A 12,596-nucleotide genomic window follows, 5' to 3' on the forward strand; every position below is an offset into this window, starting at 1 on the left:
CTACTCATAAATGAAGTATAAATAACTTACATTGCGATTTCAAAACCTGCTGCTTTGCGGCGCAAATTGGATGGTTATGATAAAAGAAACACTGAAAGAACTCATTATTCGTGATTTAACAAAACTAAGTGAGGAGATAAAGGCTTACCATAACGAGGAGAAGCTTTGGTATACCGAGAAGAGCATCGCCAATTCGGCGGGCAACCTTTGCTTACACCTCATTGGCAACCTCAATACCTACATCGGTGCCGAATTTGGCAAAACCGGCTATATCAGAAACCGCCCCGGCGAATTTGCACTTAAAAATATACCGCGCCAGGAGTTGCTAAACAAAATAGACGAAACGATTAATATGATCGAAAAAACATTCGATATGATATCGGAAGATGTGCTTGCCGAAAAATATCCGGCTGAAATCCATTTAAAAGACGCCTCAACCGGATATTTCTTTATTCACCTGGCCATGCACCTTGGTTATCACCTGGGGCAGATCAATTATCACAGGCGGTTGCTGGATAATTAACGGGCTTGTCGATAACGCGATAGCCTAACATAAATCTAATTTTCGCCTAACCCTGTACAAATGCTGATTTTCCAATTTAGGCTGCTTCAATATGTTAACCAGGAGCGGCCAAACAGGATGATACAATCTACGATAGTCAGGAGTACAACCGGTAAAGAATTTAAACATACAACACGCACCAAAAAAATAACGGCGCATCCCGCCTGGGTTTTGCTGGCCGCTTTCGGGACTTATTTCTGCATGTATGGTTTCCGGAAGCCTTACACCGCATCCACTTATGCCGAAGCTTCATTTTTTGGCATCGATTATAAAATTCTGCTCATTATAGCGCAAACGCTTGGCTATGTAACTTCTAAATGGCTGGGGATTAAACTGGTATCGCAAATTAAACCTCAGCAAAGGATTGGCGGCATTTTAGCTTTGATTGGCTTTGCCGAATTGATGCTGCTGCTTTTTGGCATTATACCGCGCCCCTGGAATATTTGCTGTTTGTTTTTGAACGGCCTGCCATTGGGTATAGTTTTTGGCCTTGTACTTGGCTTTGTAGAAGGCCGGAGTAATACCGAATTTTTAATTGCCGGGCTTTGCGCCAGTTTCATTGTATCAGATGGGATTTCAAAAACGGTTGGATCGCTGTTACTTAACGCGGGGATTTCTGAAAATTGGATGCCCGCCGTTGCCGGTGGCGTTTTTTTAGTGCCCACCCTTATTTTCACGGCTATGCTTGCGGTTATTCCCCCACCAACCGAAGCCGATATTACCAGGCGGTCGGCGCGTAACACTATGGATGCGAATGACAGGTGGCAGTTTTTTGTAAAATACGCGCCTGGCATCATCGCTGTTACGCTGGTATACCTATTTGTTACCTTATTGCGCAGCATACGGGCCGACTTTGCTGTTGAATTATGGAATGGGTTGGGCTATCGTAAAACCCCGCAGTTATTTACCCAGTCAGAATTGATTGTTTCATTCGGTATTATCCTGATTATTGGGCTGGCAGTACTGATCAGGAATAACTACAGGGCTTTCCATTTTTCCTTATCCATCAGCCTCTTCGGCTTTTTAATACTGCTGCTTACGGTGCTTGGTTTAAACATGGGGCTTGACAAATTTTATTTTATGGTATTGGCGGGACTTGGGGTTTATATCCCTTACGTTGCTGTACATGCCATTGTATTTGAGCGCCTGCTGGCCATCACACGCGAACGCGCCAACGTGGGTTTCCTGATGTATATCGTTGATTCGGTTGGCTACACCGGCTACATTATCTTAATGATATTCAGGTACCTCGTGCCTGCAAGTAATTCGGTATTATCCATATTTGTGTACCTGTGCGTTTGCCTGGGGCTTGCCGGGGTATTAGCCATTGTATTTTCCTTTATGTATTTTTTCAAAAAATTGAAAGCGCCCAAACCCCGGCTTACCGGTCGTCCTGCCGCACGAGGCGCAGGCGCTTAAAACACTATTTAATTATCGACACCTTAAAAATATATCATGATAGAAGTTGATCACGGCGAATTCGCCGACCCCTGGAGAGGACCTGTACCCATGACAGAAGCTCCCTGGATCCATGAAACAGCCATCGTAAAAAACAGCCGCATGGGAGCCTGGACAACAGTTGGACAACGTTGTGAAGTTATAGCCAGCGATTTGATGGACTATGCTTATATGATACGCGATGCAGATGTGTTTAATGCCGAGGTAGGTAAATTTGCCAATATAGCCTCACATGTGCGCATCAACCCGGTTAACCACCCCATGTGGCGGGCCACATTACACCATTTTACCTATCGTGCCAAATCGCACTTTATGGATAATGAAGATGACGACCACGATGAAGTTTCAAATTGGCGCAACAGTGCCCGTGTTATCATTGGTCCGGATGTATGGATTGGACATGCCGCCATTGTTATGCCGGGTGTTTCGGTGGGTACCGGCGCTATTATCGGCTCGGGATCGGTAGTTACCAAAGATGTAGCCGATTACACTATTGTGGCGGGCAACCCGGCCCGCGTGATCCGCCGAAGGGTAACCGAAGATGTTGAAGCTGCTTTAAAACGTATTAAATGGTGGGATTGGACCCGCGAAGAACTCATTGCCGGCATCAGCGATTTCAGGAAGCTGGATGCTGAGGCCTTCGCCAGGAAATATGATGTGATATAGAAGCGGGTAGTAATTATAACTCGTCATCCCGTATCCGGGCCGCGATCAGGCATGCCAGCGAATGCATCGCCATAATAAGCACAAAAGGGCTCTAATTTCCATCAGGGCTCTTTTTGTGATTTTCTATGTTATTTCGCCTGTAAAGAATTCGTTTGAAACCAATTTAGGTGTTTTTTACTCATCAAGTTGGTCTGGCGGCGCCGGTTTAGCAGTATCATAAACGGCAACTGCCACACGCGAATCCGCGCAGCCATAATATAAAAACCATTTGTTTTTAAAGTAAGCCATTCCTTCAATAAAAACCGTCCCGTTTACATATTGGCCGCTTTTTTCAAAAGGGGCCATCGGGCGCAGAAATGGCAGATCAAGCCGGGTTACAAACTTTTGCGGATCCCGGGAGCTAAACAAGGCCTGGCCGGCACAGTAGGCGTTGGCGTTGAAGCGGGAGTCGCGGCCTTCAGAAGGTTTATTTTTGCCGTTATAAAATAGTATAACGCCGTTTTTAGTCATGATAGCCGGTGGGCCGCATTCGGTAAGATCGCTGTCAAAATAACCATCCCGCGGCGACATGAGTTCTTTTAATTCTCCTTTATCATCAACTACCGGTGCCCAATCAACCAGGTTGGTTGATGTTGCGGCATATACATGATGTTCGCCCCAGTATAAAAAATACTTTCCGCCTGTTTTAATAATCACCTGCTTACCATGAACCACTTTGGTTAAGATAGAGGCCGATTTGCTGGCAATATTGAAAAACTTACCGTTGTAAGCTTTTTTAAATATCGGGCCATTTTTTTTCCAGTGGATGAGATCAGTAGAGGTAGCAACGCCCAAACGGGGCAGTTCCCGGTTCCACTCGGTATAAAATACTACGTAAGTGCCCTGAGGAGTTACGGCAACCCGCGGGTCCTCACAGCCGCCCGGCCATTCATACTTTTTGGCTACATCGTTGTCCGGATAAAGTACCGGAGTTTTCTTCCTAATAAAATGCAACCCATCGCTGCTTTCGGCATAACCAACGCGGGATGTACGAAAGCCTATGTTGATGCCATAAAGATCTTCCGCACGATATAATACCACTATTTTGTTATTCTTTATGGTTGCGGCCGGGTTAAAAGTATCGTTGGCTTCCCATTGAACCTGCTTTTGGCTTATCGGGTCCGCAAATCTCGAGGTAGAGTCCGGTGAGATGATCGGGTTTAAATTTGCCGGGCGGATAAAACCTCCAAACGCCCATTTAGGTAACACGTTTTTACCTGGCTGGGCAAAACAAACGCCGCTGCATAAAAGTAACAGCAGCATTGCTTTTAACTTCAAATTTCTCAACATCATAGCACCTTGAATAATTGGTTTGCAATTGGTAGTTTATCACTACTATCGGTGCGATAATATCGTTAAAAACATTGAAGATAAATGCGGTGCTACCTGTTATTTTAAAAAATAGATTTATAATTCATATAAACACACATTTATACTGATTATTAGCGATTTACAACCCACTATCGTTATGGATAACAATTTGTTAACAAAATCATAAAAAAAGGAAAACTTTTGCTATTAAGTTATTCTATATTATTGTATAATACAACTCATACGCATTATGACTAACTCAATATTAGAAATAACCGAAAACGAATACCTGATCAAATTAAACAGGAATAATTTCAACCTGTCGTTCATCAGGAGCTTGCTGAAACTTGTTGAAGTAGCCAATCCGTCGGAAGATACTTATTCTTTCCATACAGACAACTATGTTCAGCCATATCAAAACCACTCGGCTACTCCGGATTACTTCAGCGCTATTGAAGAAAAATAAAAGGGGCGCGGTTTTCGCGTCCCTTTTATTTTTTTACTTCTTTCAGTTTTGTTAAAACTGGCGGTATCCACCCCTAACTACCTGTTGTTTATCCATTTGTGCCATCTGGCCTTTCATCATCTTTATTTGCTCGGTAAGCAATTTGTTCTTATCATCTTTTGATGCTTCTGATAATAACCGTGTTGCTTCACGTTTATCGCGCTTAGCCATCGCTATACCGGCAAGGCTCAATTTAGCCAGGGCTGTATTGTGCGACATTTTCATTCCCAATGATAAAGCTTTCTTGAAGTACTTCTCCGCTTTCATCGGCGCTTTACGCGATTCGATCAAACCGATTAACAGGTTATAATAACCATGCTGACTTTTATACAATTGTTTTTCATAATCGGTTATCTTCAATAACCAGGCTTCGGCTTTAGCCGAATCTTCCTTCCTTAAAAAGTACTGGGCAATAATCATGTTCTCGTTAAAAAAGAAGCTTAACAGAATGATCCCGCCTAAAAACAAAACTAAAATGCCCCAGCCCCAAAAACCAAATGCACAAAGTGCAATAGCAGCTCCCATCACCACACAGGCAATAACTAACCGAACAATGTTTGACATAATTTGTGATACTATATATTAGCGCAAATATCTGTTTATTTGTACGCTAAACCAACATCTATATCAATATTTATGGCGATTGCATTACCACCATCATGGCTCGAGGTTTTGGAGCAGGAATTTGACAAGCCCTACATGGTAAAACTAAGAGAATTTTTAAAAACCGAGCGCGACTCGGGACAGGTTGTATACCCCAAAAACAGCGATATTTTTAACGCTTTCAATACCACCCATTTTGAGGATGTTAAAGTGGTGATATTAGGGCAGGACCCCTACCATGGCGCACATCAGGCGCACGGTTTATCCTTTTCCGTACAAAAAGGGATCGCCATTCCGCGTTCGCTCATGAATATCTATAAGGAATTGCAAAGCGATATCCCCGGCTTTACCCCTCCTGCTCACGGCAACCTCGAAGAATGGGCCAAACAGGGCGTACTATTATTAAATGCTACCTTAACGGTAAGGGCCGGCGCCCCGGGCTCGCACCAAAAACGCGGCTGGGAAGAATTTACCGATCACGTAATCAAAACCATATCCGATAAAAAGGAAGGTGTCGTATTCATACTATGGGGAGCCTTCGCCCAATCAAAAGCGGGATTGATTGATGAAAAGAAACATTTTATCATCCGCTCGGCGCACCCGTCGCCGTTCTCTGCTGACCGGGGCTTTTTCGGCAGCAAGCCTTTTTCAAAAACCAATGAAATATTGAAAAAAGAGGGCAAGCAACCTATTGATTGGCAGATATAGCCCCCCGGCCCCCTAAAGGGGGTGCTTAGCGCAAAAAAAGCCCGAATAAAAAAATTCGGGCTTTTTTTGACATCTTACCTATAAGCTCCCCCTTCAGGGGGCCGGGGGGCTGGGAGGCTAATATTCCAGCGGCACTATCGGTTCCTTTTTACTGGTCGACATGATCATCATCGTTTGGAAAGTTTTAACTACGGTAATGCGGCTTATTTTTTCCATAATCAGTTGCTCGTAAGATTTAATGTCGCGAACATACACTTTCAGCAAAAAATCGCACTGCCCGGTTACGTGGTGGCATTCTGTAACTTCTTTGATATTTTTTATCTCATCCAAAAAAGTCTGGATGGTGTTCTTTTGATGAAAATCGAGCGAAATCTGGATAAAGGTTTTGATCCCTAACCCTAATTTTTCCTCATCCACCAGTGCGTGGTAGCTTTTTATATATTCGGCATTCTCAAGTTTGCGCACGCGTTCAAGCGTTGGTGCAGGCGAAAGCCCTATCTCGTTAGATAGCTGGAGGTTGGTTATCCTTCCGTTTTCCTGTAAAATCTTGAGTATCTGTAGGTCTATTTTATCTAATTCAGCAGCCATAGTTATTAGCAAATATAATCTTTTCCCCGATTTGCGAAATTTAATTTTTTGTGAAACTAATTAAGCAAAAACATATTTCTTAACGTTGAAATTTTTAGATTAGTCTAAATTATTTATTAGATTTGTTTAAATGAATACATTAGCCGAGGAAAACTACCTGAAAGCCATCTACCATCTTACGGTAAATGATGGCAACGCTGGCACAAACAGTATCGCGTCTTCGCTAAACACCAAGGCTTCCTCGGTTACCGACATGCTCAAAAAGCTTGCTGATAAGGCTTTAATCAATTATATACCTTACCAGGGGGTAAGCCTGACGGCATCAGGGCAGAAAGTGGCGTTGGGCATTATCCGCAGGCACCGGTTGTGGGAATATTTTTTGGTAGAGAAACTCAACTTTAAATGGGATGAAGTGCATGACCTTGCCGAAGAGATGGAACATATCTCGTCGCAGCAGCTCATTGACCGTTTGGACCAATTTATGGGCTACCCCAAACATGATCCGCATGGTGAACCGATACCCGATTGTGATGGCTATTTTAACCATGATGAGTTGAAGCTGGTTTCGGCGGCAGCCATCAATCAAACCGGGGTGATCTCGGGGGTTTGCGATCATAGCCCTTCATTTTTACAGTATCTCGATAAACAAGAGCTTAAAATTGGCAGCAGGATCACGGTAACGGATATTATAGATTACGACCATTCCGTAACCCTGCAGCTGAATAACAAAAAGATACATATTAGCTGCGAGGTGGCTAACAACATACTGATAGCAAATGAATAACACCAATAACGAATCGTTAGGAAATGTACACGGTTCTGTAACTACCGAAAACAAAACCGGCTGGCGCAAATTAATGGCTTTTTTAGGCCCGGCCTACCTGGTTAGCGTTGGTTATATGGACCCGGGCAACTGGGCCACCGATATAGCCGGGGGCAGCGCCTTTGGTTATAAACTGATCTGGGTGCTGTTCGTATCCAACATGATAGCACTTTTACTGCAATCGCTGGCCGCCCGGTTAGGTATAGTGCGCGGACTCGATTTGGCACAAGCTTCAAAAAACGCCTATCCGCGCTTCGTTAATTTCTGGCTGTACATATTAGCCCAGGTTGCCATTGTAGCCTGCGACCTGGCTGAAATTATCGGTATGGCTATCGGCTTAAAACTTTTGTTTAAATTACCCCTTATCTGGGGCGTAGCGCTCACTATTACCGATACCGTGCTGATGCTTTATTTAATGAATAAAGGCATGCGCAAACTGGAAAGCTTTATTATTTCTATGATATCTATAGTGGGGCTCTCATTTTTAGTGGAAATGTTCATTGTACATCCTGATGTGGTGGAAGTTGCCAAAGGTTTTATCCCCGGTAACCTGTTTAAGGGAGATAAAATGAGCCAGCAGATGCTTTATATAGCTATAGGCATAATAGGCGCTACGGTGATGCCTCACAACCTGTACCTGCACTCTTCATTAGTACAAACCCGTAAAATAACCCGCACGGAAGAGGGTTTCCGTTCTGCCATAAAATTCAACCTGTTTGACACCGTCATAGCGCTTAACCTGGCATTTTTTGTAAACGCCGCTATACTAATTTTAGCTGCAAGCGCCTTTTTCAGAAATGGCTATTTCGAAGTTGCCGAAATACAGGATGCGTACAAATTATTGGAGCACATTTTTGGCGCCATAGCCCCCACCCTTTTTGCCATAGCCCTGATAGCCTCAGGACAAAGTTCAACCATTACCGGTACACTTGCCGGGCAAATCATTATGGAAGGGCATATCAATCTTCGTATCGAACCATGGCTGCGCCGCCTGCTTACACGCTTACTGGCTATAGTACCGGCCGTATTCACCATTGTTTATTATGGCGAGGATGGACTGGGCAAGTTATTGATATTAAGCCAGGTAGTTCTGAGCCTGCAATTAGGTTTCGCGGTGATACCACTCATACACTTCACATCCGACAGGCGAAGAATGGGTAAATTCGCCATCAATAGTTTAACACGGATCTTATCATGGGCAAGCGCCCTGTTAATTGTAGCCCTGAATGCCAAATTGGTGTACGAGCAAATTAGCGATTGGATAGGAGAAACATCTTCGCCGCTGCTCATCTATGCTATTGTTGTACCCATAGTAACCGGAATAGGCATCCTGCTTTTATATGTATTTTTAAGACCATTACTATTTAAACATTACGACCGGCCTGCTTATGTGCCGCACGGCATTGCTAACGCCATTACCGAGCTTGATGCCATTACCTATAATCATATCGGTATTACCATCGATTTTTCGAGCAATGATACCGAATGCCTGCGCCACGCCATTATGCAGGGCGGCAAAAGGGCTGCATATACCTTAATTCACGTTGTGGAAACCGCCGGCGCACGATACTACGGAGGCCAGGTAATGGACAACGAAACACAGGTTGATTTTGATAACCTGGATAAATATGTATGCGCCCTTAAAAACCTTGGCTACACAGCCGATGGCCGGATAGGTTACGGAAACCCGGCAAACGCAATAGCCGAAATTGTAAAGAGTGAAAAGGTGGACTTTATTGTAATGGGATCGCATGGGCATAAAGCTTTAAAAGATCTGATATTCGGCACAACGGTAAATTCGGTAAGGCATATGGTGAAGGTGCCGGTACTGGTGGTAAAGCCAACTTCAAACTAATTTTGTAAGTTTGCGGTTCAATTAATTATGAGCCAGGATAACATCTACATAAAAAATAAAAAAGCTTACTTCGAGTACCATATCCTTGATAAGTACACAGCGGGCATACAGTTGCTGGGTACCGAGATCAAATCGATACGGCAGGGGAAAGCCAATATTAACGACGCCTTTTGCACTTTCATTAATAACCAGCTATACGTACGTAACCTGCACATTTCCGAATATTCGTTCGGTTCATTCTACAACCACGAGGCCAAACGCGACAGGATACTTTTACTGAACAAAAAAGAACTTAAAAAGCTGCAAACAAGGGGCGAAGAAAAAGGGCTTACCATTGTACCGCTCGCGCTATTTATCAGCGAGCGCGGTTTCGCAAAACTGGAAATAGGATTGGCACAGGGTAAAAAAACCTACGACAAGCGTGAAACCATGAAGGAGCGTGATACTAAAATTGAGCTGGATAGGGTAATGAAGAGGTAGCCCCATTTAATAAACTGTAATAGCCACTCTGGTCTGAAACCATCAATACGGGTCAACATCAGGCTGGATAATACTACCCGTACTTAGCTTTGTGGTTTGAAACTGCGTGATCACATCCCGCAAAACCGATTTGGCTTTAACTATAGAGATCCCGTCCTTTTCAAACTTGAGCATAATACTTTGAATATAGTAATTGCGGATCCGGCTTACCAAGGGCGGCTCCGGGCCAATTACCCGTTCACCAAAATGTTCGCGCAAACGCGCGGCAATGTAGGTGGCCTGGTTACTCAGCACATCCGGGTTTTTGTGTTTAATATCAAGGTTAATGATACGGTAAAATGGCGGATACGCAAAATTTCTGCGCTCTTCCATCTCCGTCAGGTACAAATCAAGGTAATTGTTTTCAATTACCTGCTTTAGTACCCGGTGGTAAATATCATAGGTCTGGATAACCACCTTGCCCTGCTTGCCTCTGCGGCCTGCACGGCCGCTAACCTGCGCCAGTAATTGATACCCGCGTTCGTTTGCCCGGTAATCCGGAAATTTGAGCAGGCTGTCTGCATTAATGATGCCTATTAAAGTAACGTCTGAAAAATCCAGTCCCTTGGCTACCATTTGCGTACCAACCAGGATATCGATCTTTTTTTCTTCCAGGTTATTCAGGATACTTTGCAATGAATTTCGTGAACGTGTAGTATCCAGGTCCATACGTGCGATGCGGGCCTCGGGGAGTAGTACACTCAGCTCATCTTCAATTTTTTCGGTACCAAAACCTTTATACTCAAGGTGGGTTGAGCCGCAGGCCGGGCAAATATTGGGAGTATCTTCCCTGTACCCGCAATAGTGGCAGTGCAGTTTGCCGCTGCTTTTATGATAGGTAAGGCTTACATCACAATTGATACATTTTGGCGTGTAGGCACAAATCTTACACATCAATATAGGCGCATATCCCCTGCGGTTTTGAAACAGAATCACCTGCTCCTTATTTTCAAGCGCCTGTTTTATACCATCCATCAACACACCCGTAAAATGCGACTGGATGGTTTTCTGCTTTGTTTCAGCAGCTATGCTCACCACTTCAACTACGGGCAGCTCAACCCCGCCAAACCTTTCTGCCAATTCAACAAAGCCATATTTATGTGTACGGGCGTTATAATAACTTTCAAAAGATGGCGTGGCCGAACCCAACAACACTTTACCGGCATGCCGGTTGGCCAAAAAAACAGCGGCATCGCGGGCGTTGTAGCGGGGAGCGGGATCGTATTGCTTGTAGGATGTTTCGTGCTCCTCATCAACAATGATAAGCCCAAGATCATTAAAGGGTAAAAAAACCGACGACCGGGCGCCAAGCACTATCTTATATTCGCCGCTTAAAACTTTTTGCCAAACCTCTACCCTTTCATTATCATTAAAGCGCGAATGGTAAACACCAATATCGGCGCCGAAATACATCCTCAGCCTTTCAATAATGTGAGTGGTGAGGGCAATTTCGGGCAGCAGGTAAAGCACCTGCCTGCCGTTAAGCACCATCTCCTCAATTAACCGGATATAGATCTGTGTTTTGCCAGATGAGGTTACGCCATGAAGCAAGGTAACATCCTTTTCTTTAAACTGCGTACGTATACTTTGCAAAACTTCTGCCTGCGGTACGCTTAAATCAAACGTGTTGCCGGGTTCTCCATCTTCCTCATGATGCAAACGGCTCACATTCCGCTCTTCTGCAAACAGAATATCTTTTTCTATAAGCGATTTTATGCTTGATTCGCCCGCGCCGCTTTCTTCAATCAACTCGTTTTTGGTGATATTTTTTTGATGGCGGGCTAACTTGATGTAAGCCAGCAGCGCATCTGCCTGTTTAGGCGCCCGCTTCTCTAATATAGGAAACAGTTCGCGTAGATTTTCGGAATTATTGTAAACCGGGTTGAGGGTTATAAAAGTTTTTTTACGCGGTTTATAGCGCTCGCTTACCTCTTCAGAAATATTGATGATGTTTTTTTCAAACATCTGTTTCAGAATCGGCATTACGGTTTTTTGCCCCAGCAACTTGGCGATATCACTAACCGTAAGCTCCGGTTGAATTTCAAGAGCCTCTACAATTAAAAACTCTTTATCATGTAAAGTGTCTTTATCAACCTGTTCGGGGTTTAGTACAATTTTAGTTTCGCTGGCCAGTTTTAACGCGGCAGGCAGGGCGGCGTTCATCACCTCGCCAATGTTGCACATGTAATAATCGGCCAGCCATTCCCAAAATTCAAGCTGTTTGGCGGTAACCACCGGCTTATCGTCCAATACCTCTATAATATACTTAGCCTCATACTTTTCGGGAGCCAATTCGCCCAGGGCTTTTACAACAGCAGTGTAAAGTTTGCTTTTACCAAATTGCACCACTACCCTCTTACCAATGGCCACGGCATCATTTTGCTCATAGGGAACGCGGTAGGTATAGTTTTTTGAAATAGCCAATGGCAAAATCACTTCGGCAAAAAGTGTTTTACGATCGGTATGTTCAATATCGGCGGCAAACTCCAGCATGTAAAATTATTTAGTACGGATAGCGGCCAGGGCCAGCATCAGCCAGCCTAAAATAAACAACAAGCCACCTACCGGGGTAATTGGCCCCATGATGTGCAGCCAGCTCCAGCCAAGTAAATCGCGGCAGGAAAGCAGGTACAGCGAACCCGAAAACAGGATAATACCAAATGTAAAAAGGTAATGCGCTGCCGATATCAGGCCGCCATCATTTTTACCGGCAAACGCGGACAGGAACAACAGCGCGAATACATGGTAAAAATTGTATTGTACGGCAGTATGCCAAACTTCAAGCTGCGCCGCCGTTAAAGTACTTTTTAACCCGTGTGCCCCGAAAGCACCTGTAATAACGGCCAGCATGCCAAAAAACGAAGCGGTAATAACTATTTGTTTGTTCATGCAGATATAAAAAGCTAAGTTAACCAATTGAAAGTATTACTTTACCTGCGCGGGGTAAAATTCTATCTTT

13 protein-coding genes are annotated in these 12,596 nt (G+C 44.1%); 8 read left to right on the top strand and 5 right to left on the bottom strand.

Annotated features, from left to right (window positions below; translation table 11 throughout):
- Window positions 1–76 precede the first annotated feature (76 nt).
- From LX99_RS15475 to LX99_RS15485, 3 genes are read left to right on the top strand one after another with little or no spacing between them, the layout of a single operon-like run.
- Complete coding sequence (locus LX99_RS15475) at window positions 77–523, top strand: DUF1572 family protein (protein ID WP_109608821.1); 447 nt, start codon at window positions 77–79, stop codon at window positions 521–523.
- Window positions 524–583: 60 nt separating this feature from the next.
- The gene (locus tag LX99_RS15480; RefSeq protein WP_109608699.1) at window positions 584–1,981 is read left to right on the top strand and encodes a DUF5690 family protein; all 1,398 of its coding nucleotides are present in this window, start codon (window positions 584–586) and stop codon (window positions 1,979–1,981) included.
- 36 nt (window positions 1,982–2,017) lie between these two features.
- Window positions 2,018–2,686, top strand: coding sequence for a DapH/DapD/GlmU-related protein (locus LX99_RS15485; RefSeq protein ID WP_211319034.1), 669 nt, complete (start codon window positions 2,018–2,020; stop codon window positions 2,684–2,686).
- A gap of 174 nt (window positions 2,687–2,860) precedes the next feature.
- Here LX99_RS15485 and LX99_RS15490 read toward each other — a convergent pair whose 3' ends face one another.
- Window positions 2,861–3,988, bottom strand: coding sequence for a glycoside hydrolase family 130 protein (locus tag LX99_RS15490; RefSeq protein WP_245927938.1), 1,128 nt, complete (start codon window positions 3,986–3,988; stop codon window positions 2,861–2,863).
- A 298-nt stretch (window positions 3,989–4,286) separates the two neighbouring features.
- Here LX99_RS15490 and LX99_RS15495 point away from each other — a divergent pair, with 298 nt between their 5' ends.
- Entirely contained in the window at window positions 4,287–4,502 is a 216-nt protein-coding gene (locus LX99_RS15495) for a hypothetical protein (RefSeq protein ID WP_022832835.1), read from the top strand.
- Between the two features lie 51 nt (window positions 4,503–4,553).
- Here LX99_RS15495 and LX99_RS15500 read toward each other — a convergent pair whose 3' ends face one another.
- Window positions 4,554–5,105, bottom strand: a complete 552-nt coding sequence (locus LX99_RS15500) for a hypothetical protein (RefSeq protein WP_109608701.1) — start codon at window positions 5,103–5,105, stop codon at window positions 4,554–4,556.
- Between the two features lie 72 nt (window positions 5,106–5,177).
- Between LX99_RS15500 and ung the strand changes: the two genes are divergently transcribed.
- Window positions 5,178–5,852 (top strand): uracil-DNA glycosylase, encoded by a 675-nt coding sequence (ung, locus tag LX99_RS15505; protein ID WP_109608702.1) that lies wholly within the window; start codon window positions 5,178–5,180, stop codon window positions 5,850–5,852.
- 117 nt (window positions 5,853–5,969) lie between these two features.
- Here the strand turns inward: ung and LX99_RS15510 are convergent, their stop codons facing one another.
- Window positions 5,970–6,440 (bottom strand): Lrp/AsnC family transcriptional regulator, encoded by a 471-nt coding sequence (locus LX99_RS15510; RefSeq protein WP_022832833.1) that lies wholly within the window; start codon window positions 6,438–6,440, stop codon window positions 5,970–5,972.
- Between the two features lie 130 nt (window positions 6,441–6,570).
- Between LX99_RS15510 and LX99_RS15515 the strand changes: the two genes are divergently transcribed.
- From LX99_RS15515 to smpB, 3 genes are read left to right on the top strand one after another with little or no spacing between them, the layout of a single operon-like run.
- A complete protein-coding gene (locus LX99_RS15515) occupies window positions 6,571–7,224 on the top strand; it encodes a metal-dependent transcriptional regulator (RefSeq protein WP_109608703.1) in 654 nt (217 codons plus the stop codon).
- A complete protein-coding gene (locus tag LX99_RS15520) occupies window positions 7,217–9,118 on the top strand; it encodes an Nramp family divalent metal transporter (protein WP_109608704.1) in 1,902 nt (633 codons plus the stop codon). Before LX99_RS15515 ends, LX99_RS15520 begins: the two co-directional genes overlap by 8 nt.
- Window positions 9,119–9,145: 27 nt before the next feature.
- Window positions 9,146–9,598 carry an SsrA-binding protein SmpB gene (gene smpB / locus LX99_RS15525; RefSeq protein WP_109608705.1) on the top strand — a complete coding sequence of 151 codons (453 nt, stop codon included), beginning with the start codon at window positions 9,146–9,148 and terminating at the stop codon, window positions 9,596–9,598.
- A 42-nt stretch (window positions 9,599–9,640) separates the two neighbouring features.
- On the opposite strand, the gene priA is transcribed toward smpB, so the two are convergent.
- Complete coding sequence (gene priA / locus LX99_RS15530) at window positions 9,641–12,130, bottom strand: replication restart helicase PriA (protein ID WP_109608706.1); 2,490 nt, start codon at window positions 12,128–12,130, stop codon at window positions 9,641–9,643.
- A gap of 6 nt (window positions 12,131–12,136) precedes the next feature.
- Complete coding sequence (locus LX99_RS15535; RefSeq protein WP_109608707.1) at window positions 12,137–12,526, bottom strand: DUF423 domain-containing protein; 390 nt, start codon at window positions 12,524–12,526, stop codon at window positions 12,137–12,139.
- Window positions 12,527–12,596 lie beyond the last annotated feature (70 nt).

Source organism: Mucilaginibacter oryzae (assembly GCF_003148845.1).
Taxonomy (GTDB): domain Bacteria; phylum Bacteroidota; class Bacteroidia; order Sphingobacteriales; family Sphingobacteriaceae; genus Mucilaginibacter; species Mucilaginibacter oryzae.

Excerpts from the sequence above, each read along its gene's own strand:
- LX99_RS15500 (WP_109608701.1), bottom strand. The coding sequence starts at position 5,105 with ATGTCAAACATTGTTCGGTTAGTTATTGCCTGTGTGGTGATGGGAGCT.
- LX99_RS15535 (WP_109608707.1), bottom strand. The coding sequence starts at position 12,526 with ATGAACAAACAAATAGTTATTACCGCTTCGTTTTTTGGCATGCTGGCC.
- priA (WP_109608706.1), bottom strand. The coding sequence starts at position 12,130 with ATGCTGGAGTTTGCCGCCGATATTGAACATACCGATCGTAAAACACTT.
- LX99_RS15515 (WP_109608703.1), top strand. The coding sequence starts at position 6,571 with ATGAATACATTAGCCGAGGAAAACTACCTGAAAGCCATCTACCATCTT.
- smpB (WP_109608705.1), top strand. The coding sequence starts at position 9,146 with ATGAGCCAGGATAACATCTACATAAAAAATAAAAAAGCTTACTTCGAG.
- LX99_RS15520 (WP_109608704.1), top strand. The coding sequence starts at position 7,217 with ATGAATAACACCAATAACGAATCGTTAGGAAATGTACACGGTTCTGTA.
- LX99_RS15490 (WP_245927938.1), bottom strand. The coding sequence starts at position 3,988 with ATGCTGCTGTTACTTTTATGCAGCGGCGTTTGTTTTGCCCAGCCAGGT.
- LX99_RS15495 (WP_022832835.1), top strand. The coding sequence starts at position 4,287 with ATGACTAACTCAATATTAGAAATAACCGAAAACGAATACCTGATCAAA.
- LX99_RS15475 (WP_109608821.1), top strand. The coding sequence starts at position 77 with ATGATAAAAGAAACACTGAAAGAACTCATTATTCGTGATTTAACAAAA.
- LX99_RS15485 (WP_211319034.1), top strand. The coding sequence starts at position 2,018 with ATGATAGAAGTTGATCACGGCGAATTCGCCGACCCCTGGAGAGGACCT.
- ung (WP_109608702.1), top strand. The coding sequence starts at position 5,178 with ATGGCGATTGCATTACCACCATCATGGCTCGAGGTTTTGGAGCAGGAA.
- LX99_RS15480 (WP_109608699.1), top strand. The coding sequence starts at position 584 with ATGCTGATTTTCCAATTTAGGCTGCTTCAATATGTTAACCAGGAGCGG.
- LX99_RS15510 (WP_022832833.1), bottom strand. The coding sequence starts at position 6,440 with ATGGCTGCTGAATTAGATAAAATAGACCTACAGATACTCAAGATTTTA.